Genomic DNA, 23955 nt, shown 5'->3' with positions numbered 1-23955 from the left:
GGGGCCGGTCCCGCCCCGGGTGACGCGGGCGGGTGCCGGACCGGGGAGAACGCGGTCCGGCCCCGTCTCAGCCCTCGAACTCCGCCATGGGGACGCACTCACGCAGGAACCCGCGCACCTCCAGGAAGCCGGACAGGTACTCGCGGTGCTCGTCGCAGGCCAGCCACACCTTGCGGCGGTCCGGGGTGTGCAGCTTGGGGTTGTTCCACACGAGCGCCCACGCGGCCTCGGCGCGGCAGTCGCGCCTGGAGCACCGCGTCGGGGCGGCGGAACCGGTATTACCCAATGGTGACCCCCAGGGAGCGAAACGGCTGCCCCGGTCAAGCCGGGGCCACGATCGGGTCGGTGCACCGATCGAATGCGAACAAAAGGCGACGCCGGGTGGTTACGGGGGCAAACCACCCGGCGTCGCACGCGATGTTCCAACGGGGGCTCGGAACATCGCTCCCGCGCTCCGACGGGGGACCGAAGCGCTAGTCCCAATGTACACCGACGCCCCCCGGTGTACATCAAGAGTCAGTTACGACGTTGTCTCGGGAGAGTCCCGCCGGGCGCGTGTCCTCGGCCCCAGCTCAGGACTTTCCTGGCACGTCGTCCAGGGAAAAGGCCGCTTTCCGGGCGGGAGTCCACACCACCCCGGTCACGTGCGTCCCACGCGTGTACAAAGCATTCCCCGGTCGGGGGTAAAGCGCCCCGGAGGCGCTCCGACCTCGGAACGAGCCGGTCGAGAGGCGTCCTGTGTGGCTCCTGGGGAATCAGGGGAGGCAGTGAAACGGGGGTCGCGCCGTGCGCGACCGCGCAACCGACTACCCAGGGGGTCCCACATGTCCCACCACACCTACCGCGTCACGGAGATCGTCGGCACCTCCCCGCAGGGGATCGACCAGGCCATCCGCAACGGCGTCGACCGCGCCTCGGCCACGCTGCGCGGCCTGGACTGGTTCGAGGTCACCGAGATCCGCGGGCACATCGAGGAGGACGGCGTCGCCCACTTCCAGGTGGGGCTCAAGGTGGGGTTCCGGCTGGAGGACTGACGCCGGGGGACCCGCACGCGCCGACGGCCGGGCCCGGTCTGCCGGGCCCGGCCGTCGGCCGCCCGTCAGCCGCCCGGGGACTCGCTGCCCCGCTGGACGTCCACGTGGACGTGGTCCAGGTGCCGCAGGATCTCGTTGTCCGGGTCCGCCTCGTAGTCCCGCCATCCCAGCGACGGGTAGTAGGTGCTCCAGATGCGGTCGTCGAAGATGATCACGTCGACGGCGTAGTCCGGCGCGTGCGCGATCAGCCAGTGCGCCATCACCCAGCCCTCGCGCCGGTTGTCCGCGTCGACCGGCCGGTAGAAGACGTCGATCGCCCGGCCCTCGTAGTGGGCGGACCCCTCGCCGTGCCCCGTGTCGTAGCCGCCCGGGTAGTAGCCGCCGAGGCTGAGGTCGGAGAAGTGCTCCTCCATCCCGTCCTTGAGCTCCTCTGCCCGCGGGGTCAGGCCGGAGGGCTCCAGGTCCTCCTGGACCCGCAGGTCGGGGTCCTTGACGGACCGGCAGGTCAGCGAGGGGCCCGCGTCCTCCTCCGGGCCCTCCTCCAGGACCGTCATGACGGCGTCCGGGATGTCGTCGGTGCCGGGGGCCTCGACGGGGGCGGAGTCGCCCTGCGCGGAGACGGCGGCGGCCGTGGTCGCCCGCCGGGCCTGGTCCCGGTCCAGGCGCACCTGGTCCTCGCCGGTCCACACCGAGCACTCCGGGCCCCACGGCGTCGACACGGGGAAGACGTCGGTGTTGCGGGCCAGCCAGCGGGCGCCGACGACCGCCACGAGGCCGAGGACGGCCAGGATCGCCACGGCGGCCAGGAGCCCGTGCCAGCGGCGCCCGGGCCGCGCGCTTCTGTGTGTCATGCCCTTCCGCCCCTCCGTGTTCGTGCCCGGCGGCGTGCGGGTGCCGCCGACGCGCGTTCAAGAGTGGTCAGTCTCCGAATATTCCATCAGATTTCAGGCACTAGGGACATATTGCCCAGATCAGTTCCCGTCTACCGCCGCGCCGCACCGGCGGTCACCGGATCGACCAGAGGACGAACACGCCCCCCAGGACCAGGGTCAGCGCCCAGATCCGGTCCATGGTCACCCCCTTCCAGCGCAGGGCGTGCACCCCCAGGAAGTCGTAGGCGATCAGGGCCGCGACCCCCGAGGCGAACAGCATCGCCGCCGTGTGCACCCCCGTCGCGGCGAGCCCCGTCAGGGTCGCGTCCCACAGGGACCACCCCCCGTCGGGCGCGCCGGGCGCCGCTCCCGCCGGGGCCGCCTGCGCGGCAGGGTCCGGCGCCGTCCCCCCGTGCCCCGCGTGGCCGCCCCCCTCCGCGTGCGAGAGGCGGCCGGCCAGGACCGGCATGAGCATGAGCCCCGCCCCGTGCGCGGACGACATCAGGAACGACCAGGCGGCCACCTGCCACAGGGGGAGGCGCACCTCCCGCCAGTGGAAGTGCCGGCGCGACAGCAGCATCAGCAGCCCCACGAGGACGATCACGGACCCGCCCACCACGGGGAACAGCACCGAGGCGGTCACCGAACCGGTGACGGTGACGGCGACCGCGGCGACGGCGACGCTCCCCGCGTGCCCGGCCGCGACCGAGGGGAGGGAGCGGAGCACCTCGGAGCGGCCCCCCTCCTGGAGGCCGCGGGACACGGCCAGCAGCCAGCCCATGCCCGGGTGGAGGCCGTGGAAGGCGCCCAGCGCGACGAGGGTCCAGAGCTGCGCGGTGGTCACCGCGTCAGAGTCACACGGCCCGGACGGGGCGGCAACGCCCCCCGGTGCAGCTGACCGACTCCGGTCAGTCACGGTTGCGCGGGGCCGCGGAGGGGCAGCGGGGACGTCTTCCGAGCTCCCCGCCGGGCGGGCCGGCGGGCGGTGGTGTCCGCGGAGGCCGTGGACGCAGGAGCGGGGCGGGGACCGCGCGCCGCCTCCGGCCGTGCGGGCGCCCGGACGCCCGGGGGCGTAGGGCGGGCCGCGGAGGGGCCGTGCGCGGTCGGCGGGCCCGGACGCCGCAAGCCCCGGGACGCGACGGCGCCCGGGGCCCGACGGGCTCCCGGGCGCCGTCGCGCGCCTGGTCGGATCAGGGGCAGATCGTGTTCAGGTCGGTGGCCTCCGAGCCCACCTGGCGGCCCGGGTCGGCGGGCTCCTCCTCGTCCAGGCCGGTGTACTCCTGCCACTCGGTGCGGTCGTCGCCCTCCCCGGCGGCCTCCTCCGCGTCCTCGCCGCCCTCCTCGGGCGAGGCGGAGGGGGAGGTCTCGTCGGGCATGTCGTCGGTCTCCCCGCTCCCGGCGGCGATCGCCTCGGCGACCAGGTCCCTGACCTCGTCCCAGTCGGGGTTGGCGGTGTTGACCTGGGGCGGGGACAGCTGGAACGTGCTCATCCGCCCGGTGTCGGTGACCAGGTCGGCCAGTTCGATGAACGCGGGCACCTTGCTCTGGGGGATGTCCGTGCTCAGGGTCCGCTTGGTGGCGCCCGCGAGCCTGCGGTAGCTCGTCAGGATCGTCGTCGGCTCGACCTGTTCCGTGACGTACTTGATCAGGCAGCCCTGGCGGCCCATCCGCCCGTAGTCGTCGCTGTTGACCCGGGACCGCCCGTACCAGAGCGCCTCGTGGCCGTCGAGCCTGCGCAGGCCCGGTTCCAGGACCCCTCCGTGGACGCCGTAGGGGATCGGCTCCTCGATGCGGACCTGCACGCCGCCGATGGCGTCGATCAGGTCGCGGAAGCCCATCATGTCGACCATCGCGTAGTAGCCGATGTCCAGGCCGACGTTGTAGCCGATCACCTTCTTGAGGGTGTCGGCGGACGGGTCTCCCACGACGGGGTTGAGCGCCAGCTCGTCCGGCTCCTCGGCCACCGTCTGGTACACGTCGTTGAGGAGGAGGTCGAAGCCGTACGGCTCGGGGTAGCGCTCGGCGAGGGCGCTGTCCTCCGGGAACCGCACGTTCTCCAGGTTGCGGGGCAGGCCCACCAGGACGGCGTCGCCGGTCTCGGGGTCCATGCTGGCGACCATCATGGTGTCCGTGCGGACCCCGTAGCGGTTGTCCGCCGAGTCCGCACCGATCAGCAGGACGTTGACCCGCTCCGCCCCGTTCCAGGGGTCGGCCGCGTCGTGGGGGGGCAGTTCGGGGTCCTCGTCGCCGCTGAACACGTCGGCGAGGGTCTCGTGGGCCGTGTACCCGCCGTGCAGGGCCAGCGCGGAGGGCGCCGCGATGGCCAGGCACAGGACCAGCACCACGGCCCCGCTGAGCAGCCGCCGGCCCAAGGGCATCCCCGCGGGCCTGGTGATCGTCCAGGAGTGGAGGACGACCGCCAGCCACAGGACCGCGGCCACGAACACCAGGCCCATGGCGCCCAGCAGCCAGCGGCTCTGGACCGCCATTCCGGCGAGCAGGGCCATGGCCCCCGACTCGTGTGCGCCGATGCGCCAGGCCGAGAAGGCCAGGGCCGCGATCCCGGCCAGGTACAGGCCGAGGATCACCGCCCCCGCGACCCTGCGCCGCATGCGCAGGTGGGCCAGGCCCGGGAGGGGGACCGACGCCGCGGTCCACAGCAGCGCCCGCCCCGTACTCAGGCGCGCGGGCGCCTCGTCCCGCTGATCGTCCTCCGCTGCCACCGACGATTCCTCTCCAGCATCGGGACGGCTGGGTCCGCCCCGTTCGGTTGTCCCCCGTCGCCCTCGCCGCGCGACGGTCACGCCCCGGGGCCCGGCTCCGTGTCCGGGCCCCTGTCGGGTCCGCGTCCGGCGGGGCCGCGGGGAACCCTCCCCGGCGGCGCCCGTCACGTCGGACGCTCGGTGCGGTACGCCTCCCGCCCCGGGGCACGTGTGCCCTGCCGGAGCGGTGTGCGAGGGTCCGCAAGTTCAGTGTGGCGCTTTGTGAGAGTTGTGCGCACGACTACTCACTCAAGAGGGATGTTCTATACAAGTCTGTTATGTGGTCCCGACGCCGTGGTTGGGGGATTGGATGATGCTTTCGGGCCGATCAAAGGGGTGAATCAACCGATTTCTTTCGCGATCAGTAGTGAACGGGCTCCACAGCTGCGATGATCTGGCCGCAGGAGGGGGCGTCGTCCGGGGGAAGGGCGGCGTCATGGGAACGAAAGGCACCATCGTGCTTGATGCGGTTGACGCCGCGCTTATGCGCGCGTTGCAGGGGGACGGCAGAGCGACGTTCCAGGCGCTGGCCGACGGAGTCGGCCTGTCCCGGACGGCGGTTCGCGCCAGAGTGCGCCAGCTGGTCCAGTCGGGGGCGATCCGGATCGTGGGGGTGCTGCACGCCGGAGTCGTGGGCATGGAGGTCCTCGGTCATGTGTCGTTCCGGGTCAGCGGCCCCGTGGGGCCGCTGCTGGAGGCGCTGGGCGAGCGCGAGGCGGTGACCTTCGCGGCGCAGTCGGCCGGGAGGTTCCCGGCCGTCGCGCAGGTGCGGGTGGCCGACGACGGAGCCCTCACCAAGGAGCTCGCCGACCTCCGCTCGCTGCCGGGGGTGGAGGGCGCGGAGGTCTTCCGCGCCAACGCCGTCTTCAAGGACGCCCACAGCAGCGTGCGGGAACTGCGCGACATCGAGTTGGACGCCCTGGACTGGCGTCTGGTTCGGCAGTTGCTGAAGGACGGCCGGGCCTCGTACGCGGACCTGGCCCGACAGGTGGGCCTGTCGCAGGCGGCGGCCCGCTCGCGGGTCGTGCGGCTCCTGAACTCCGGTGTGGTGCACGTGACCGCGCTGGTGGAGCCGTCGGCGGTGGGGGCCAACGAGCAGTTGGGCTTCGGCCTGCGCTGCCGGGGCGACGCCGAGGCGCTGGGCTCCGCGCTGGCGAACATGCCCCGCGTCTCCTTCATGGCCAGCGGCTTCGGCCGCTACGACATCATCGGCACCCTCACCGCCCCGGACCGCTGCCAGCTGGTGGAGGCGCTGGAGTCGGTGCGGTCCGCGCCGGGCGTGGGCTACGTGGAGACCTGGGACCACCTGTCCGTGCGCAAGGAGCGCAGGGGCGGGGAGCGGCCGGTGGAGTGGTTCCCCGGCTGAGCGGGGCCGTCCGGGCCGACCGGCCCCGACCAGGCGAGGGCCCGGTCGGGGCCGGCCCTGTGCGTGACGCAGGGTGGGAGGCCGCGTGCGCTTCGGGCTCATCTGTAACCATCGGTAGCATTTTTACGTGTTTCCGCCACGTATGGCTTGCGTCACGCTTAAGTTACCCGTGAGTATGGAGGAGGTCGGTCCGAACCGGCCGCACCGGGCGCGGGTGTAGTGGGAGGCTGACGTGGCGCTTGCGAAGACGTTGACGGCTGTGGGAACGGTGGCACTGGCCCGCTGCGGCGGCCGGCCCTTCGGCACGCACCTGTTCTCGGTCTGGCCGGGGGCCGCGTTCGCCGCGACCGCCTTCCCGGTGCGCTGTACACCGGGGGACAACCTCGCCCTCCACGTGGCGGTGGCCCAGGCACCGCCCGGGGCCGCCCTCGTCGTGGACGTGGCGGGGGAGTCCGAGTACGGCTACGTCGACGAGATCCTCGCCGTGGCCGCCCGGACCCGCGGCGTGAGCGGCATCGTCCTGGACGGCTGCGTCCGCGACATCGCCGCCATCGCGCGCTGCGAGCTCCCCGTGTTCGGGGCCGGGGTCGCCGTCCGCGAGGCGGGCCACGAGGCGGGCGGCTCCGTCGGCCGGGAGATCAGCATGACCGCGAGCGGCCCGGCGCCCCTGCCGGTGCGCCGCGGCGACTGGATCGTCGCCGACGACGACGGCGTGGTCTGCCTGCCCCGGGGGCAGGTGAGCGCCATCATCGCCGAGACCATGAGCAGCCTCTCCCGGGAGCAGGAGATCATCGACGCCGTGTACGCGGGGGAGAGCACCCTGGACCTGCTCGGCCTGGACCCCTCGCGGGTCTCGGGCTGGGAGGGGGCCGCCGGGAGCGGGAGCCGGCCCGCCGCGGGGCGCTCCCGGGCCCTGGGCGCGGTGCGCCGCGACACCGCGTCGCTCGCGGCCGAGGGCCACCCTGCGGCGGGGCGACCCCGTGTGGGGCCGCGCCCGGCCGTGGGCGAGGCCTACCGGGGAGACTGAGCCCCGTCCGCGTGCCCGGACCCGTCCTCTCCGGACCGGCCCGGGCTCCCGCCCCGCGCGGCGGCGCCGGCGACGCGCGTCCGGGGCGTCAGTCCTCGGTGAGGGACAGCAGCTCGTCGATGTAGCAGGTGGCCTCCCGGGCGGCCGCCGCCGGGTCCGCGGAGCGGATGGCCTCGGTCAGCTTCGAGTGGTCCACGCCGTCGGTCTCGGACGAGGGCTGGTTCGTGGCGCCGTCGTTCTGCTCGTACGCCGTGTGCGCGATGCTGGCGTACACGACCTGGGCGATGTCGTCGTACAGGTCGATGAGCAGGGTGTTGTGGGTGGCGTTGACGACCGAGCGGTGGAACGTGAAGTCGGCCTCCACGAACGCGCTCATGTCGCGGTCGCGCCAGGCGGCCTCGCGCAGGGCCATCGCGCGGTCGATGTCGGCCATGTCCTCGTCGCTGTGGCGCAGGGCCGCCAGTCTGGCGGCCTCCACCTCCAGCGCGCGGCGCACCTCCAGGTTCTCCCGCAGGCGGGAGCGCTCCAGACGGCGCCGGAGCGCGCCGCCGAGCTCGCTGGAGGCGCGGACGAAGGTGCCCGCACCCTGGCGGATCTCCAGCAGGCCCGCGTGGGCGAGGGCGCGGACGGCCTCACGCACGGTGTTGCGGCCCACCTCGAGCTGGTCGGAGAGCTCCGACTCGGTGGGGATGCGGTCGCCGACGCCCCATTCACCCGAGTCGATCTGCGCTCGTAACTGACTGATGACCTGGTCTACGAGACCGGTCCGGCGTGTCGAGGCGAGGGGCACGCGTTTACCTCCTAGGGGCGGGTCGCCGGATGACAGGGCCAGCGCACAGGTACGGAACGGTTAAGGCCGGAGCTTAGACCAGTTACCGTCGGGAATTGGCCTCGAACGGCAATGCGTTATCCTCATGAAGTACATCCGGTCATCCTACGAATCTGCGAGTCGCCTTCCATGAGCGCCGGATCAGCGCCCCACACGCCCGTGACGAGCGGTCCCCCCGCAGGCACGACCGCCCCCGCCCGCCCGCCGCGGGCCGTCCTCCTGCTCCTCGCGGCCGGCATCGCCCTCGCCGCCCTCAACCTGCGCACGGCGATCACCAGCGTCGGCCCCGTGCTCGGCGAGGTCACCGCCGGACTCGGGATGACCGCGGTCGGCGCCGGCCTGCTCACCACCCTCCCCGTCCTGTGCTTCGCCCTCTTCGGCGGCCTCACCCCGACCCTGGCCCGCCGCCTGGGGGAGCACCACCTGCTGGTCTACGCGCTGACCGCCGTCACCGTCGGCCTCGCCACCCGCGCGCTGGTGCCCGAGCCCTGGATGTTCCTGGCCCTGAGCGCCGTGGCGCTCTCCGGCGGCGCGGTCGGCAACGTCATCCTCCCCGCCCTGGTCAAGCAGCACTTCCCCGACCGCGTCGGCCTGATGACCACGGTGTACACCACCGCCCTGGCCCTGGGCACCACCATCGCGGCGGCCTCCACCGTCCCCCTGGAGCAGTCCACGGGGGAGTGGCGGATCGCCCTGGGCGCCTACGCCCTCTTCGGCGTCGTCGCCGCCGTGCCCTGGCTGCTGGCGCTGCGCCACGAGCCCGCCCCCGGGGACCCCTCCCAGGCGCTGGGCTTCCGCCAGGTGCTGGGCACCGGCATCGGCTGGCAGGCCATGCTGTACTTCGGCACGCAGTCCTCGGTGGCCTACATCATGTTCGGCTGGTACGCGCAGATGCTGCGCGACCAGGGCATGTCCCCCCAGACGGCGGGGCTGGCCCTGTCCTACCTGACCGTCCTGGGCATCCCGATGTCCCTGGTGCTGCCCACCCTGCTCACCCGGCTCCGCGACCAGCGGCCGTTCGTGGTCGTGTTCGCCGCCGCCTACCTCGCGGGCCTGGCCGGGCTGTGGTTCTCCCCGCTCTCGGGGGTGTGGGTGTGGACCACCCTCGTCGGCATCGGCATGGGCAGCTTCGTCTTCGCCCTGACCTCCTTCGCGCTGCGCACCCGCACCGGCGCGGGCACGGCCGCCCTGTCGGCCTCCAGCCAGAGCCTGGGCTACCTGATGGGCGGAGCCGGCCCCTTCCTGTTCGGCCTGCTGCACGAGGCGAGCGGCGGCTGGCACGCCCCGCTGCTGCTGGTGGTGGCCCTGGTCGCGGTCAACCTGGGTGTGGGCCTGCTGCTGGGCAGACCCGGCCACCTGGAGGACGCCATCCGGGACCGCGCGCTCAGAAGGGAAGCCAGTCGATCCGGCCGATGAGGTACACGGAGCCGACGAAGGCCACGATGTCGATGACGGTGTGCGCGACCACCAGCGGCATGACCCGCCCGTAGCGCAGGTAGAACCAGCCGAAGACCAGCCCCATCACCAGGTTGCCGAAGAACATGCCCACCCCCTGGTAGAGGTGGTAGAAGGCGCGCAGCACCGAGCTGGCGAGCACCGCCTTCCACGGCGCCCAGCCGAGCTGGCCCAGCCGGTGCAGCAGGTACCCGACGACGATGACCTCCTCCAGGACGCCGTTCTTGGCGGCCTGGAGCACGAGGACGGGCACGTCCCACCAGTTGCCCTCCAGGGTGCTGGGCACGATCGTCAGGGTCAGCCCCAGGTTCCAGGAGACCACGTACACGGCCAGGCCCCCCGCGCCGATCAGCGCGGCCAGACCGGCGCCGGTGCCCAGGTCGAAGCCCGGCCTGCGCACGTCGAAGCCGATCGTGCGGGAGGACTCCCCCGAGCGGCGCATGAGGTAGGCCACCAGCAGTACCGGGGCCAGTGAGAAGACCAGCGCGTACAGCTGGCGGGACAGGTCCAGCCAGGGGCGGGCGTCGGCGCGCGGGTTCACCAGGCTCGCGGTCTGCTCGGCCAGGCCCCCCGGAGCCGTGAGCACGCCCGCGAAGGAGATGATCGCCGATACCGCGGACGCGCCCAGGGAGAGCGCGAGGACGCACACGACCTCCCAGCGCAGCAGGCCCCGCTCCGGCGGTGCTGTGGGGGAGGACGGCGTCCCCGCGTCCTCGGCGGTGTGAGGTGCTCGGGTCTTGTCGGTCACGCGTCGCAATCTACGCGCTGTGCGCCGGACGCGTGACCGGGGGGCTCAGGGACGGGGCTCCCCGGTGTCAGCTCTCGCCGTCGTCGTCCTGGTCGTCCTGGTCGTCCTGATCGTCGCCGTCGCCGTCCTGGTCGTCCTGGTCGTCGCCGTCGCCGTCCTGGTCGTCCTGGTCGTCGCCGTCGCCGTCCTGGTCGTCCTGGTCGCCGTCGTCCTGCTGCTCCGTGTCCACGTCCGGCAGGACGTCGTCGCAGGCGGCGGTGCCCAGGACCACGAACGCCGACAGGGCGCCCACGGCGAGGACGCGGCGCAGGACGGGAAGGGTCGCGAGGAGCGGGTCGAGGAGTTTCACGGGTGCCTCCTGGTCTTGTGGCGGGCCGGCGGGCGCCGACCCCGCGCGGTCGCCAGCCTAGGTCCCGGTACGGCGGGCGGCCAAAGCGACGCGTGCGCGAATACGCGACGGAGGACGCCCGAAACCGGACACGGACAAGCCGCCGGCCATACGCGTGTGACACGGACCGCGTACGGCCGACGGCCAGGGGGCGGAGTCCGTCCCGCCCCGCCCCAGCCACGAAAGCGGGGAGGGACGGACTCCTGGGAACGAAGACCAGGTCAGTGAGCCGCTGAGAACTGGTCTTCTTCGGTGGAGCCGGTGAGAGCCGTGGTGCTGGCCTCGGGGGAGATGGTCGTGCTGATCGCGTCGAAGTAGCCGGTGCCGACCTCGCGCTGGTGGCGGGTGGCGGTGTAGCCGTCGGCCTCGGACGCGAACTCGGCCTCCTGGAGCTCGACGTACGACGTCATCCCGTTCCGGGCGTAGCCCTTGGCCAGGTTGAACATCGAGTGGTTGAGCGAGTGGAAGCCCGCCAGGGTGATGAACTGGAACTTGTAGCCCATGTGGCCCAGCTCGCGCTGGAACTTCGCGATGGTCGCGTCGTCCAGGTGCCGCTTCCAGTTGAAGGACGGCGAGCAGTTGTAGGCCAGCATCTGGTCCGGGTACTCCGCCTTGATGCGCTCGGCGAAGTCGCGGGCGACCTCCAGGTCGGGGGTCGCGGTCTCCATCCAGAGCAGGTCGGAGTGCGGGGCGTAGGCCAGGCCGCGGGCGACGCAGGCGTCCACGCCGTTGCGGAAGCGGTAGAAGCCCTCGGCGGTGCGCTCGCCGGTCACGAAGGGCCGGTCGCGCTCGTCGATGTCGCTCGTGATCAGGGTCGCGGCCTGGGCGTCGGTCCGCGCGATGACGAGGGAGGGGACACCGGCGACGTCCGCGGCCAGGCGGGCGGCGTTCAGGGTCTTGACGTGCTGGCCGGTCGGGATGAGGACCTTGCCGCCCAGGTGGCCGCACTTCTTCTCGGAGGCCAGCTGGTCCTCCCAGTGCACGCCGGCCGCGCCGGAGGCGATCATGCCCTTCATCAGCTCGTAGGCGTTGAGGACGCCGCCGAAGCCGGCCTCGGCGTCGGCCACGATCGGGGCGAGCCACTCGGGAGCGGTGTCGTCGCCCTCGGACCAGGTGATCTGGTCGGCGCGCAGCAGGGCGTTGTTGATGCGGCGGACCACGGCCGGGACCGAGTTGGCGGGGTAGAGGCTCTGGTCCGGGTAGGTGCTGCCGGAGAGGTTCGCGTCGGCGGCGACCTGCCACCCGGAGAGGTAGATGGCCTTCAGACCGGCGCGGACCTGCTGGACCGCCTGGTTGCCGGTGAGGGCGCCGAGGCTGTTGACGTAGTCCTCGGTGTGGAGCAGGTCCCAGAGGCGCTCGGCGCCCCGGCGGGCCAGGGTGTGCTCCTCGGTGACCGAACCGCGGAGCTTGACCACGTCGTCGGCGGAGTAGGTGCGCTCGATACCGGCCCACCGGGAGTTGGTCTCCCAGTCGCGCTGGAGTTCGGCGCTGGCTTCCTGACGTCGAGCGCTGGTGCCCATGTTCGTTCCCGCCTTACGTGTAGTCCCCAAGGTGTTCGCACCGGTCGAGGGAGTTCCTGCCAGGACCAGGGGCTGAGCCCTGGGCGTATGTTCCCCGCCGGTAACTATGATTCTTGGTGAAGTTCCAGAGCTTTTCCACTTGAAATCGTGCGAAGATCAGCGATTCTTTCCGTAAGATGAACCCATGGCGTACTTTGGTGCTGAAGAAATACCGTCTTTGACAGGTGACCTAGATCTCGTCACCTTTGGTCAGCGGCTCCGTCATCTGCGGCGCGCGCGAGGTATGACCCTCTCCGACCTGGGAGAACGCGTCGGCAGGGCCCCCTCCCAGCTCTCCCTGCTGGAGAACGGCAAGCGCGAGCCCAAGCTCTCCCTCCTCACCTCCCTGGCCTCCGCCCTCGGCGTCTCCGTCGAGGAACTCCTCTCCAAGCAGCCCCCGAGCCGGCGCGCGCAGCTGGAGATCTCCGTGGAGGAGGCCCAGCGCGACTCCCTCTACCAGGAGCTCAACCTCCCCCACCTCAAGGTCGGCAAGAGGGTCCCCAACGACGTGCTCGAACACATCGTCGGCCTCTACGACGAGCTCAAGCGGCGCCACGCCAAGCCCACGGCCAGCCCCGAGGAGGCCAGGCGGGCCAACGCCGACCTGCGCCGGCAGATGCGCGAGCGCGGCAACTACTTCGAGCAGATCGAGAAGGCCGCCACCGAGACCCTGGACGCCGTCAACTACACCGCGGGCGCCCTCTCCCAGGGGCAGATACTCGCGATCGCGACGCACCACGGGTTCAGCCTCAGGTACGTGCAGGACCTGCCCCGCTCGGTGCGCTCCCTCACCGACCACGTCAACCGGCGGATCTACCTCAAGCGCGAGACCACGCTGGGCATGCACAGCCCGCGCACGATCCTCCTCCAGACCCTCGGCCACGTGGTGCTCGGCCACGGCCAGCCCCGGGACTTCGGCGACTTCCTGCGCCAGCGGGTCGAGGCCAACTACTTCGCGGCGGCCGTCCTCATCCCCGAGAGCACCGCCGTCACCTACCTCCAGGAGGCCAAGCACGCACGCGACCTCTCGGTGGAGGACCTGCGCGACGTCTACTCGGTCTCCTACGAGATGGCGGCCCACCGGTTCACCAACCTGGCCCACCGCCACCTGGACCTGGTCTGCCACTTCATCCGCAACGACGAGACCGGCATCATCTACAAGGCCTACGAGAACGACGGCCTGGTCTTCCCCACCGACGAGACCGGCGCCATCGAGGGCCAGCGCATGTGCCGCCAGTGGTCGGGGCGCCAGGTGTTCGCCTCCCCGGACCGCTACTCGATCTACTACCAGTACACGGACAAGCCCAACGGCACCCACTGGTGCGTGGCGCACGTGGACCCGAGCCGGGAGCGCAACTACGCCATCACCCTCGGCGTGCCCTACAAGGAGTCGCGCTGGTTCCGCGGACGGGAGACCACCAACCGGACCCAGTCCAACTGCCCCACCGGCGAGTGCTGCGTGCGCCCGCCCGCGGACCTGGCCGCCCGCTGGGAGGGCAACGTGTGGCCGTCGGCCCGCGCCCACTCCCACGTGCTGTCGGCCCTGCCCTCGGGCACCTTCCCGGGCGTGGACGAGCACGACGTCTACACGTTCCTGGAGAAGCACAGCGGGGAGGACCGCGTCTGAGGCGCCGGAGGAGGACGGACGGAGAGGGGTCGGGGCCAGGGGCCCCGGCCCCTCGGTGTTCCCGTGGCGGGGACGGTCCCGAGCGCGCCGGGGCGACGGCCGCCCACGCGTGGCGGGGCGGCCTCGCCGGGGGACGCCGGGCGCGGGTGCGCCCGCCCGGGAGACCCCCGGCCGTCCGCCGTGTCGGCCGCTGCGGAGGTCCTCCCGAGGGGAACAACCGCACCTCAGGGGGCCGCTACCGGGCGTACCAGCTCCTTGTCGTTTGCCCGAACCGCCTGTACCGGTAGTGGTACCGCCTTCGGGCGGTGCGTGTGCCGGTGCTCCGCCGAGGGGGAACCGCTTCGCGTGGTGCGCCGCTCCGCCCCCTTCGACACCCCTGAGAGGGAGCCCATGAACCTGCCCGCGAACATCCGCACCCTGATTCCCGTCATCGTCGGCGTCATCGTCGGCGCGGCCGTCCACCACGCCAGCTCACGGGGGATCGTCATCCCCGAGGGGTCCCTGGCCGAGGTGGTGACCCCGGTCGTGTCCGGCGCCGTCACCGTGGCCTACTTCGCGGCAGGCCGGTTCCTGGAGACCCGGGTCCCCGCCCGCGTGCGCACCGTGGGGCGTGTGCTGCTGACGTGGGGGCTCACCCGCCAGACGCCGGCGTACGGCCCGGCGGGGGAGGTGGAGGCTTCCCGCGCTGCCGCGTGAGGGGCCCGTTCCTGGTGCCCGGCCTTCGATGAGCACGCCGTTCCGAGCGTGCGTTCGACGGGTGGGGGCCTGCCCGGCAGCGACCGGCCCCCGCGTCCCTTCCCCGGACGCGGGGGCCGCTCCCGTGTTCCACCGTCCTGCTGAGTCCGGTCGAGGTGACTTCCCCTTGGCGCTGCGGATCGCCGGTGAAGCCTGAGACGGCAGGCCAGCCATCCCCCGGCTGGGGCCGTTTCCCCGGTGTCCCACCGGCACAGGCAGGAGAGGGGACGGTGGGCGGCAGGACTCCTCGGACCGGTGTGTCCCCGCCTCACCTTCCACCGTGCCCAGGGTTTCTCCCCCTGGTCAGGCTTCCGCGCCCCTGTTGCCGGCAACAGAACCGGCAACACTCGTGCGGGAAAGACCGGTAAACCCCGGTAACCCCGTCCTCCCCACCCACCCGACACCATCCGTCCGCGACCCGGGGCGCACCGAGGGAACCGGCGCTCCGACCTGCACGGACGTCACCGGATCGGCAGGCCGGTGACGGCGCGGCCGATGATGAGCCTCTGGATCTCGCTGGCCCCCTCGAAGATCGTGAAGATGGACGCGTCGCGGTGCCAGCGCTCCACCGGGTAGTCACGCGTGTAGCCGTTGCCCCCGAGGATGCGCAGGGCGTTCTGGGTGACGAAGGTGGCGGTCTCCGAGGCGTAGAGCTTGCTCATGGAGCCCTCCGCGTTCGTGAAGTCCTTGCCGTTGCGGGCCATCCAGGCGGCGCGCCACACCAGCAGGCGGGCGGCGTCGATGCGGGTGGCCATGTCCGCGAGGAGGAAGGCCACGCCCTGGTTGTCGCCGATGGGGCGGCCGAACTGCTCGCGCTGGGTGGAGTAGTCCCGCGCGTACTCGTAGGCGGCGCGCGCGGTGCCCACCGCCATGACCCCCACGCTCGGGCGGGAGGCCTCGAAGGTCTTCATGGCGGCCTGGCCCTTGGAGCTGCGGCCCTCGCGGGCGCGGGCGAGGCGTTCGTCGAGCTTGTCCTTGCCGCCCAGCAGGCACGAACCGGGGACCCGGACGTCGTCCAGGACGACCTCGGCGGTGTGGGAGGCGCGGATGCCGTGCTTCTTGAACTTCTGGCCCTGGGACAGGCCCGGGGTGTTCGGGGGCACGATGAACGAGGCCTGGCCGCGGGAACCGAACTCCGGCTCGACCGAGGCGACGACGACGTGGACGTCGGCGATGCCGCCGTTGGTCGCCCACGTCTTGACGCCGTTCAGGACCCACTCGTCCTTGGCCTGGTCGTAGACGGCTCGGGTTCTGATGGCCGAGACGTCGGACCCGGCGTCGGGCTCCGACGAGCAGAACGCGCCGAGCTTGACGTCCTCGGCGCTGCCGAACATCTGCGGGACCCACTCGAAGAGCTGCTCCTGGGTGCCGTTGGAGGCGACGGAGACGGCGGCCAGCCCCGTGCCGGTGATGGACAGGGCGATGCCGGGGTCGCCCCAGTAGAGCTCCTCGAAGGCGACGGGGATGCCGAGCCCGCTCGGCTCCAGCCACTGGTTGGCGAAGAAGTCGAGGGAGTAGAGCCCGATCTTGGCCGCCTCCTGGATGATCGGCCAGGGGGTCTCCTCGCGTTCGTCCCACTCGGCCGCGGCGGGGCGGATGACGTCGGCGGCGAACCCGTGGGCCCAGTCCCGGACGTCGCGGACGTCCTCGCTCGGTTCCAGGCTGAAGGCGGGCGCGGGGGCCTCACTCATGCGCTTACATCCTTTGTCGGACCCTCCGGGGGCGGAGGGGCGGTCAATGCGTGTTACCAACGGTAACAGCAGGATCTTCCAGGCACAATCGTCCGCCGGGCGCGGCCTGCCCCTCGGCGGCGGAGGCAGGTCACGCCCGGCGGGGCGAGCGGGCGCCGCCGGTCGCGCCCCCGCCTCCCCCGCCGTTCGACCGACCCCGCCCTGGCCGGATCCGGCCACAGCGCCCGGCCGTCCCCGTTCCGCCGAACCCGCGGCCGGCGCGGCGGATCGTAGAAGTCCCGCGGAGAACGGGGACACGGCCGCCCGGGGCCTTCCCGACACCACCGGGAGCCCTCCGGCGGGCACGAGCACCCCCACCGGACGACACACCGGCGAGCAGTACGACACCCTCCGCGCCGCACGGCGCGGGGAGCCCACCCGGCGGACAGCCCACGCCGGTCCTGTCCGCGGCCCCCTCCGGGCCGCGCCGGGCCCCGCGCCGCTCGCTCCGCTCGCCCCGCCCGCCGTCACGACGAGACCGCCGACCGGACCGGTACACCGGCCGGCGGCGGAGCGGTCCACCTCATCGACTCCCACGACACCCCTAAGGACCCCCGATGACCCCCAACCGCACCACCACCGCCGTCCTCGCGACCGCCGCCCTCGCACTCGGCCTCACCGCCTGCTCCGTCAGCGTGGACCCCGACGAGATGGGGCTGGAGTACAACGCCGGCCTGTTCTCCTCCACCGCCTTCGACCAGTGCGTCGAATCCGGGAACCGGGAGTACTACGGCCCGGGCGACGAGGTGTACGTCTACCCCGGCGGCCAGCGCACGTTCACCTTCTCCGGCGGCGAAGAGGCGGAGATGTCCTCGGAGACGGTCGTCACCGCCGACAACCTGGAGATGACCTCCACCGGCGTCGTGACGTTCCAGCTCAACCCCGACTGCGACGTGTTCCAGCAGATGCACGAGCTGGTCGGGACCAAGTACGAGGCCCACGAGGACGCGGGCTGGAACGAGATGATCCGCGACTACGTGGGGCAGCCGCTGCGCCGGGCCCTGGACGACGCCAGCGCGGAATTCGAGTGGCAGGCCCTGTACTCCGACGACGACGCGAAGCGGGAGTGGGAGTCCCGTGTCGGGGAGCTGCTGGTCGAGTACGTGACCGAGATGGGCGGCGGGGCGTTCTTCATCAGCCCCACCTACACCACCGAGGACGGCGACGACCTGGGCGCCCCGCAGCTCACGCTCCAGCGGCCCGTGCCGCCGGAGACCGTCCGGGAGGCCATGACCGAGGCCCACCAGGTCGCGGAGCAGATCCAGACCGCGGAGGCCCGGGAGGAGCTGGCGGACGCCGAGGCCGAGGCGATGCAGTCGCTCGTGGACCTGCTCGGCCCGGAGGGCGCGGTCCTGTACGAGGCCATCAAGAACGGTGACGTGGACGTGGTGGCGCTGTCCCCGGGCGCGGGGGTGTCGGTGACCGGGAGCGGGGACTGACGCGTCGGCGCGGGCCGGGGGAGCACCCCGTCCCGCGCCGTGCCGTCCCGCCGTCCCGTGCGGGGCCGTGCGTGTGATGCCCGTCCGGCCGGCCGGACGCGCCGGCCCCCGCCCGTGTGCGCGCCGGGCGGTTCTCCGGCCGCGGGCGCCCTGACGGTCCGATTCATCCGACGTCTACGCTGGCGCCATGAACGCCACCACGGGCGAAGGCGCCCCCACCATCACCGTCCCCGCCGCCTACAACGGGCCGGACGGGTCGGGCAACGGCGGCTACACCGCGGGTCTGCTCGCCGCACGGCTCACCGCCGTCGGAGGGCCGGCCGTCCAGGTCACCCTGCGCACCCCGCCGCCCCTGGACCACCCCCTGGCGGTGGAGGGCGACCCCGCCGCCGGCCTCCGCCTCACCGACCCGGCGGTCGGAGAGGGACAGGCGGGCCACCTGGTCGCCGAGGCCGCGGTCGCCGACCTCCCCGGCGGGCCAGGAGCCCCCGGGATACCGGGAGGCCCGATCGGGCTCGCCGAGGCCGCGGAGGCCGAGAGCCGCTACGCCGGACTCTCCGGGCACCCCTTCCCGCGCTGCTACAGCTGCGGCCCCGAGCGCGCCGAGGGCGACGGCCTGCGCCTGTTCGCCGGTTCCGTGCGCCCCGGCGCCGGCCCCGGCGGTGCCGGGAACACCGTCGCCTGCACCTGGACCCCGCACCCCGGACTGGACGACGGGACCGGCGCCGCCGAACCGGTCCAGGTGTGGGCCGCGCTGGACTGCCCCGGCGGCTGGTCCAGCGACGTGGTCGGCCGCCCCGCCGTGCTCGGCCGGTTCACCGTGCGGATCGACGAGGCCCCGCGGATCGGGAGCACCTACGTGGTGGCGGGCCACCTGGCATCGGTCGACGGGCGCAAGATCCACACCACCAGCGCGCTCCTCGACGGGACCGGGAGGACGCTGGCCCGCGCCGCCGCCACCTGGATCGCGCTCCGGGCCTGAGCCGGGGAGCGGTCGATCCGCCCTCCCACCTCGCAGAACCGCTACCGTGAACCCTTGTGGCCCTCGAACACCCGCGCTCGACCGCGCCGACCGACAGCACCGACGCCTCCGGAACCCCCGCCCCGGAGATCCCCCCGGCACGCGGGGGGCGCGGGGGCCGGGGACGCGACCCCGAACGGCGGCGCGCGATCCTGGACGCCGCCGACCGGGTGATCCAGCGCGACGGGCCGGACGCGTCGATGCTGGCCATCGCCGCCGAGGCCGGGATCAGCAAGCCGATCCTCTACCGCCACTTCGGTGACAAGGGCGGGCTGTACCGCGCCCTCGCCCGGCGCCACGTGGACCCGCTCATCGAGCGCATCCGCGAGGAGCTGCACCAGCACACCCGGTTCGAGGTGAGGGCGCGGGCCACCGTCGGCGCGTACCTGTCGATGATCTCCCAGAACCTCAACCTCTACCGGTTCCTCATGGACCGGGCCACGTCCGAGGACTCCCGCATGCGCGGTGACCTGGGCATGATGGTCCGCCGGCTCGGTGAGGAGCTCGCCGAGCAGCTCCTCGCCGAAGCGCGGGTCGGCAGCCGCCTGCGGTCCCAGATCGTGGCGCACGCCGTGGTCGGCATGGTGCAGGCCGCGGGGGAGTGGTGGCTGGAGCATCCCGAGGTCAGCGAGCGGGAGATCATCGACGACCTCACGGACGCGGTCGTCGGTGCGATCCGGGGCGGAAGCGGCTGAGCGCCCCGGCCGGGGGGAAGGCCCCCGCACGGGGAACTTTCCGGCAATTCGTCGGAACCCCTTGACCTGGAGCGCACTCCAGGTCCCATGCTTCTCGACATGAGGGACTACTACACGCCGGGCGAGGTCGCCGAGAGGTTCGCACTGACCCTGGACACACTGCGCTACTACGAGAAGGCGGGCCTGCTCCGCCGCGTGGAGCGCTCGCCCAGCGGTCACCGCCGCTACAGGACCGACGACGTGGAACTCCTCCACCTGGTCCGCTGCCTGCGCGACACCGACATGCCCATCGCACGCCTGCGCGACTTCGCCGAGCTGGTCCGCGCCGGTGACCACACGGTCCCCGACCGCGTCGAGGTGCTCCAGGGACACCAGCGCCGGCTGGACGAGCGCATCGCCGAGCTGCGCGACCGCCAGGCCGTCATCCAGCACAAGATCGACTACTACCTCGGCGTGCTCGCCGAACGCACCCCCGAACCGGTCGAGGAGACCATCTGATGCGCCACACCACCATCGGCGACCGCAGCGTCAGCGCCCTCTGCCTGGGCGCGATGAAGTTCGGCAGCCAGACCGACGACGCCACCTCCGCCGCACTGCTCGACCGCTTCGTCGAGGCCGGGGGCACCTTCGTGGACACCGCCGACTGCTACCAGTTCTGGGTGGAGGGGTTCGAGGGGCACGAGAGCGAGACCTTCCTGGGCCGGTGGCGCCGGGAGCGGGGGATCACCGACGAGGTCGTGATCGCGACCAAGCTCGGCGCCCAGCCCACCGTGCCCGGCACGGGGCCGGAGACGAAGGAGGGGCTGTCGGCGGCGGCCGTCGCCACGGCCGCCGAACGCAGTCGCGAGCGACTGGGGGTGGACCGGCTCGACGTGCTCTACGCCCACCACGAGGACCGGTCGGTCCCGATGGAGGAGACCCTGGGCGCGTTCGCCAAGCTGGTCGCCGAGGACGCGGTCGCCGAGCTGGGCCTGTCCAACCACCGGACCTGGCGGCTGGAGCGTGCCCGCGCCGTCACCGAGGCCAACGGCTGGCCGCGCCCCCGCGTGCTCCAGTACCGGTACAGCTACCTCCAGCCCCGGTTCGACCGGCCCCTCGCCTCCACGGGGCACATGCACGTCACGCCCGAACTCCTCGACTTCGTGCGGGAGGAGGCCGCCGAGGGCCGGGAGCACACGCTGGTCGCCTACACCTCCTTGCTGTGGGGCGCCTACACGAGGCCGGAGAAGGCCGCCGGGCTCGACCCGGTCTACGACCACCCCGGGACCCCGGCCCGGCTGGCGGTCCTGGACGAGGTCGCACGGGAGACCGGTGCCACCCGCAACCAGGTGGTCCTCGCGTGGCTGATGGACAGTGACCCGCGTGTCGTGCCGCTGGTGGGGGTGAGCAGCCTGGACCAGCTGAACGAGGCGATCGAGGCCACCGACCTGACGCTCAGCGCGGAGCAGTGGGGGCGCCTGGCGGACGCCGGGTAGCGGCCACGGGCCGCCGGGCCCGCCGGTCGGGCGCCCGACGGGGCGGGGGCCGACCGGCGCGGCAGCGCCTCCCCGTACCGGTGCGCGGCGGCCCACGGGACGGGAGAGGCGGTGCTCCGGGGGCGGGGGCTCCGCGGGGGACAGGGGTGGCGTGGCCGGGGCCGGTCAACAAGACCGGGGCAAAGTACGCATACGCGCACATAAAACTGTGTGTACGGTTTTTCTCAAGCCATGACCGGATACCTTCCCTAGTGGCGGCGGGGCGGCCGCGCCGCCTCGGTCCGCGAACCCGTGGGAGGGGCGACTTGCCCGAGAGCATGTACCACCAGATCCACTTCGCCTGGGCCGAACCCACCCTCCTCGGCAGAGTCGGACCCGGTCCCGCCTCCTCCTCGCTGCCCGAGACGGAGCAGCCCGTACTGCGCTCCTGGCGCGACCGGCTCATCCCCGCGCTCACCGCCGACTACCGGTCCGCCCTGCCCGACACCGACCCCGCCGACTACCCCGAGACCCTGTGGGCGCACACCTACCCCGACGGGCAGGCGGCCCTGGTCTACCGGTGGCCCGGGGACGTCCGCTCCGCGCACGCCTGGGCCATCGTCGGCCCGGGGTACGGGCTGACCCTGCCGCGCGTCCTGGCGCTGCACGAGAACCCCAACACCCGCCCGGCGCAGCGCCGCCCGCCCGCCCCCGGCTGGGCCGCCATGGACACGCTGCCCGCCCCCGAGCCCTGGGAGCGCACCGCCGCGCCCGGCGCCGTGCGCACCCGCGACCGGCACGCCGCCGAGACCGCCGTCGGCGGAGAACCCCTCCTGGTCGGCGCGGTCGCCGCCGCCCTGGCACGGCCCGACCTGCCCGTCCACATCGCCCTGGCGCCGGAGCGCGCCGACCTGTGGCAGGCGGTACAGCTGCGCTTCCTGTGGGGGATGCACCGGGCGCTGCACGACGTGCTCACACCGCCCCGGGCGATCCCGGCGGCAGGGTGGAGCTGGTCGTTCTCCACCTACGACCCCGTGCTCGGCACCGCCGACGGCCGACACCTGGCCTTCGGTCCGCCCGCGGCCCCGGCGGCGACGCCGTTCCTCAACCCGCCGCCCCCGGACCACCGCAGGACCGCCGAGGCCCTGGTCGCCGTGCTCCGCGAGGAGGGCGGGGACGCGCTCGCCGCCCACTTGGCCGAACGGGGGATCCCGGAGGCCCCCACCTTCGCCGACCGCCGCGACCTGCTGGCCGACTGGCTCGCCCCGTCCCCCCGCCCGTCCCGGACCGTGCCCGCGGAGGCCCCGCAGGCCGTCCCCCTCCCGCCGTGCGACGCGGGGGCGGGCGCCGCGTCCCCGGAACCGGCGGAGGGGATCGAGGCGCACAGAGCCCCGGAATCCGCGCCACCGCGCGGGTTCGGGGAGGAGGCCCCGGAGTCCCCGGCCGAGACCCGCGCCCCCGGATACGGCGATCTCGACGACGACCTCGGACTGGAGGACGTCCCCGAGGCCGAGGCGCTGCCGGACGGCGAACCGGAACCCGGGAGCGGGGACGGCCTCACGGGTGCGCCGGACGCCGACGCGGACAGGGGGTCCGACGGCGACCGCTGTTCCGCCCGCGACCGGCACCCGGGCGGCGACCGCGCCCCGCACGGTGGACGCGGCTCCGCCGGCGACCGAGCCCCTGCCGGCGGCGGGAGCTTCGATACCGCGTCCGAGCAGGACGACATCCCCCTTCCGGACCTCCCCGAGGCCGAGGCCCCGGGGGAGGAGGAGACCGGACCCCGCCCGCCCTCGGAGCCATGGGCGCCCGCCGAGCGCACCGAAGCGGCACGCCCCGCCCCCGGTGCCCGGCTGGGACAGGGCTCGCTCCGGGCGTTCGCCGAGGAGATCGCCCGGGCCGCGGACGCGGAGCGCGAGGCCGGACGAGCGCGGTCCGCCGCAGGGTCCGGACGCGACCCGGACGGGAACGCCCCGCAGGGCCGGACCAACGAAGCGCTCTGGCCCTCGTCCGACCCCGAGCCCCTGCCCGAGGCGCCGGAGCCCGTGGACGGGCCCGATGGCGCCGCCGAGGCTCCCCCCAGGGCCCGCATGCCCCGCATCGCCCCCGCGCCCGGGGAACCGTCGACCTCCGGCGCCCTCCGGACGGGGGAGGCGGACGGGGGCGAACCGCAGGGCGGACACCGGCGGACGACGGGGATCTTCGACGCCCCGGAACCCTACGCGCAGCACGGGCCGGTTCCCGCCCGCGACCCCCTGGCACCGCCCGCCTACTACGAGGCGGGCGAGATCGTCACCGACGACCCGACCCCGGTCGCCGGGCGGCCGCGCATGTTCGGCCGCACCCTCCGCAGGGCCGTCGACCGGGACGCGAGGGCCGCCCAGCGCCGCGCCGCCGAACGCCGGGAGGCCGAGGAGGCCGCCCTGGCTCCCGGGGCGGGGGAGGCGCCGGAGGTGCCCGAGGCCACGGAGACCCAGGAGCCCCCGGCCTGGCGGGAGCCGCACGAGCGGACGGTCGCCGTGCCCCCGGCCGAACGCCGCGACCTCCCCGCAGACGCTCCCCCCGAGGACTTCGCCCCTCCGGCCCCGCTCGAGCCCGTCGCCGCCCCGGAACTCCGGGCCCCCGCCGACGCCCCGCCCCTCGGCGTGGTCGCCGCGGCCGACGGGGAGAACGGGAACCGGGGCGGGAACGAACCCCTCGACTACGCGGCCGAGACCGAGCCCGGGTTCGACGACCCCTTCGACGAGGGGCCGGCCGACGACAACTGGCCCACCCAGTACGCGGACCTGCCCCTGGCCCGCCTTGAGCGCTGGCACTCCCGCCGCGGCCCGGAAGGGGCCCGTGTGGACGTGGTCGACGCCCGCGCCGCCGTCCGCGCCGAACGCGCCGAACTCCAGCGGGTGCGCGAGGAGCGCGACCACTACCACGCGGAGGTCCAGGACCTGCGGCGCGACGTCGCCCGGCTGGACCGCCCCTGGCTGGACCCCGAGGACGAGGAGGAGCACGACGCACCCCTCGCCCCCCGCACCCGCCGCCGGCTCCCGCGCGTCCTGGTGCCGATCCTCCTGGTGGCGTTCCTCGCCACCGGCCTGGAGGCGGGCGCCCGTCTCGACCTGGGCGCCCTGGACCTGCTCGCCCTCCTCGGCGACGGGATCGCCTCGCTGTTCGGGTGACCCCGCCCGGCTCCGGCCCCGGGGGCGTCCCGGACCGTCCC

General features: G+C 73.5%; 21 protein-coding genes. 12 read left to right on the top strand and 9 right to left on the bottom strand.

What is annotated here, in order from left to right:
* Window positions 1-67: 67 nt before the first annotated feature.
* A complete protein-coding gene (locus OUQ99_RS20455; protein WP_267945397.1) occupies window positions 68-286 on the bottom strand; it encodes a hypothetical protein in 219 nt (72 codons plus the stop codon).
* A gap of 538 nt (window positions 287-824) precedes the next feature.
* Between OUQ99_RS20455 and OUQ99_RS20450 the strand changes: the two genes are divergently transcribed.
* Window positions 825-1034, top strand: a complete 210-nt coding sequence (locus OUQ99_RS20450) for a dodecin (RefSeq protein WP_267945396.1) — start codon at window positions 825-827, stop codon at window positions 1032-1034.
* Window positions 1035-1099: 65 nt separating this feature from the next.
* On the opposite strand, the gene OUQ99_RS20445 is transcribed toward OUQ99_RS20450, so the two are convergent.
* The 3 genes from OUQ99_RS20445 to OUQ99_RS20435 form a co-directional block, all read right to left on the bottom strand.
* Window positions 1100-1885: a hypothetical protein gene (locus OUQ99_RS20445; protein ID WP_267945395.1), complete on the bottom strand. Its 786-nt coding sequence runs from the start codon at window positions 1883-1885 to the stop codon at window positions 1100-1102.
* Between the two features lie 154 nt (window positions 1886-2039).
* A complete protein-coding gene (locus OUQ99_RS20440) occupies window positions 2040-2750 on the bottom strand; it encodes a cell wall anchor protein (protein WP_267945394.1) in 711 nt (236 codons plus the stop codon).
* A 346-nt stretch (window positions 2751-3096) separates the two neighbouring features.
* Window positions 3097-4629, bottom strand: coding sequence for an LCP family protein (locus OUQ99_RS20435; RefSeq protein ID WP_267945393.1), 1533 nt, complete (start codon window positions 4627-4629; stop codon window positions 3097-3099).
* A gap of 496 nt (window positions 4630-5125) precedes the next feature.
* Between OUQ99_RS20435 and OUQ99_RS20430 the strand changes: the two genes are divergently transcribed.
* A complete protein-coding gene (locus OUQ99_RS20430; RefSeq protein ID WP_267945392.1) occupies window positions 5126-6034 on the top strand; it encodes an Lrp/AsnC family transcriptional regulator in 909 nt (302 codons plus the stop codon).
* 259 nt (window positions 6035-6293) lie between these two features.
* The gene (locus tag OUQ99_RS20425) at window positions 6294-7061 is read left to right on the top strand and encodes an RraA family protein (RefSeq protein ID WP_267950433.1); all 768 of its coding nucleotides are present in this window, start codon (window positions 6294-6296) and stop codon (window positions 7059-7061) included.
* A gap of 88 nt (window positions 7062-7149) precedes the next feature.
* On the opposite strand, the gene OUQ99_RS20420 is transcribed toward OUQ99_RS20425, so the two are convergent.
* Window positions 7150-7851, bottom strand: a complete 702-nt coding sequence (locus OUQ99_RS20420; protein WP_267945391.1) for a FadR/GntR family transcriptional regulator — start codon at window positions 7849-7851, stop codon at window positions 7150-7152.
* Window positions 7852-8019: 168 nt separating this feature from the next.
* On the opposite strand from OUQ99_RS20420, the gene OUQ99_RS20415 reads away from it, so the two are divergent.
* A complete protein-coding gene (locus tag OUQ99_RS20415; protein ID WP_267945390.1) occupies window positions 8020-9306 on the top strand; it encodes a CynX/NimT family MFS transporter in 1287 nt (428 codons plus the stop codon).
* On the opposite strand, the gene OUQ99_RS20410 is transcribed toward OUQ99_RS20415, so the two are convergent.
* From OUQ99_RS20410 to aceA, 3 genes are all read right to left on the bottom strand, one after another.
* Window positions 9275-10093, bottom strand: coding sequence for a CPBP family intramembrane glutamic endopeptidase (locus OUQ99_RS20410; RefSeq protein ID WP_267945389.1), 819 nt, complete (start codon window positions 10091-10093; stop codon window positions 9275-9277). The genes OUQ99_RS20415 and OUQ99_RS20410 overlap by 32 nt on opposite strands.
* 67 nt (window positions 10094-10160) lie before the next feature.
* Window positions 10161-10442, bottom strand: a complete 282-nt coding sequence (locus tag OUQ99_RS20405; RefSeq protein ID WP_267945388.1) for a DNA primase — start codon at window positions 10440-10442, stop codon at window positions 10161-10163.
* A gap of 260 nt (window positions 10443-10702) precedes the next feature.
* A complete protein-coding gene (gene aceA, locus OUQ99_RS20400; RefSeq protein ID WP_267945387.1) occupies window positions 10703-12001 on the bottom strand; it encodes an isocitrate lyase in 1299 nt (432 codons plus the stop codon).
* A gap of 217 nt (window positions 12002-12218) precedes the next feature.
* Here aceA and OUQ99_RS20395 point away from each other — a divergent pair, with 217 nt between their 5' ends.
* A complete protein-coding gene (locus tag OUQ99_RS20395; protein ID WP_267945386.1) occupies window positions 12219-13667 on the top strand; it encodes an XRE family transcriptional regulator in 1449 nt (482 codons plus the stop codon).
* A gap of 345 nt (window positions 13668-14012) precedes the next feature.
* The gene (locus OUQ99_RS20390) at window positions 14013-14363 is read left to right on the top strand and encodes a hypothetical protein (protein ID WP_267945385.1); all 351 of its coding nucleotides are present in this window, start codon (window positions 14013-14015) and stop codon (window positions 14361-14363) included.
* A 500-nt stretch (window positions 14364-14863) separates the two neighbouring features.
* Here the strand turns inward: OUQ99_RS20390 and OUQ99_RS20385 are convergent, their stop codons facing one another.
* Entirely contained in the window at window positions 14864-16093 is a 1230-nt protein-coding gene (locus OUQ99_RS20385) for an acyl-CoA dehydrogenase family protein (protein WP_267945384.1), read from the bottom strand.
* Window positions 16094-16689: 596 nt separating this feature from the next.
* On the opposite strand from OUQ99_RS20385, the gene OUQ99_RS20380 reads away from it, so the two are divergent.
* The 6 genes from OUQ99_RS20380 to OUQ99_RS20355 all read left to right on the top strand — a co-directional run bounded on the left by OUQ99_RS20380 (window position 16690) and on the right by OUQ99_RS20355 (window position 23914).
* Window positions 16690-17571 carry an SPFH domain-containing protein gene (locus OUQ99_RS20380; RefSeq protein ID WP_267945383.1) on the top strand — a complete coding sequence of 294 codons (882 nt, stop codon included), beginning with the start codon at window positions 16690-16692 and terminating at the stop codon, window positions 17569-17571.
* A 187-nt stretch (window positions 17572-17758) separates the two neighbouring features.
* Window positions 17759-18553: a hypothetical protein gene (locus OUQ99_RS20375; protein ID WP_267945382.1), complete on the top strand. Its 795-nt coding sequence runs from the start codon at window positions 17759-17761 to the stop codon at window positions 18551-18553.
* 56 nt (window positions 18554-18609) lie between these two features.
* The gene (locus OUQ99_RS20370; RefSeq protein WP_267945381.1) at window positions 18610-19287 is read left to right on the top strand and encodes a TetR/AcrR family transcriptional regulator; all 678 of its coding nucleotides are present in this window, start codon (window positions 18610-18612) and stop codon (window positions 19285-19287) included.
* 99 nt (window positions 19288-19386) lie between these two features.
* Entirely contained in the window at window positions 19387-19785 is a 399-nt protein-coding gene (locus tag OUQ99_RS20365; RefSeq protein WP_267945380.1) for a MerR family transcriptional regulator, read from the top strand.
* Window positions 19785-20762 (top strand): aldo/keto reductase, encoded by a 978-nt coding sequence (locus OUQ99_RS20360; protein ID WP_267945379.1) that lies wholly within the window; start codon window positions 19785-19787, stop codon window positions 20760-20762. The genes OUQ99_RS20365 and OUQ99_RS20360 overlap by 1 nt, the downstream gene beginning before the upstream one ends.
* Before the next feature lie 305 nt (window positions 20763-21067).
* Complete coding sequence (locus tag OUQ99_RS20355; RefSeq protein WP_267945378.1) at window positions 21068-23914, top strand: hypothetical protein; 2847 nt, start codon at window positions 21068-21070, stop codon at window positions 23912-23914.
* Window positions 23915-23955: the final 41 nt, after the last annotated feature.

Source organism: Streptomonospora nanhaiensis (assembly GCF_026642255.1).
In the GTDB taxonomy this organism is placed as follows: Bacteria; Actinomycetota; Actinomycetes; order Streptosporangiales; family Streptosporangiaceae; genus Nocardiopsis; species Nocardiopsis tropica.
This window is presented reverse-complemented; position numbering and strand designations above follow the sequence as displayed.

What these genes read in the sequence shown, in the direction of transcription:
- OUQ99_RS20415 (WP_267945390.1), top strand. Translation starts at nt 8,020, where the DNA reads ATGAGCGCCGGATCAGCGCCCCACACGCCCGTGACGAGCGGTCCCCCC.
- OUQ99_RS20375 (WP_267945382.1), top strand. Translation starts at nt 17,759, where the DNA reads ATGAACGCCACCACGGGCGAAGGCGCCCCCACCATCACCGTCCCCGCC.
- OUQ99_RS20385 (WP_267945384.1), bottom strand. Translation starts at nt 16,093, where the DNA reads ATGAGTGAGGCCCCCGCGCCCGCCTTCAGCCTGGAACCGAGCGAGGAC.
- OUQ99_RS20445 (WP_267945395.1), bottom strand. Translation starts at nt 1,885, where the DNA reads ATGACACACAGAAGCGCGCGGCCCGGGCGCCGCTGGCACGGGCTCCTG.
- OUQ99_RS20380 (WP_267945383.1), top strand. Translation starts at nt 16,690, where the DNA reads ATGACCCCCAACCGCACCACCACCGCCGTCCTCGCGACCGCCGCCCTC.
- OUQ99_RS20450 (WP_267945396.1), top strand. Translation starts at nt 825, where the DNA reads ATGTCCCACCACACCTACCGCGTCACGGAGATCGTCGGCACCTCCCCG.
- OUQ99_RS20365 (WP_267945380.1), top strand. Translation starts at nt 19,387, where the DNA reads ATGAGGGACTACTACACGCCGGGCGAGGTCGCCGAGAGGTTCGCACTG.
- aceA (WP_267945387.1), bottom strand. Translation starts at nt 12,001, where the DNA reads ATGGGCACCAGCGCTCGACGTCAGGAAGCCAGCGCCGAACTCCAGCGC.
- OUQ99_RS20360 (WP_267945379.1), top strand. Translation starts at nt 19,785, where the DNA reads ATGCGCCACACCACCATCGGCGACCGCAGCGTCAGCGCCCTCTGCCTG.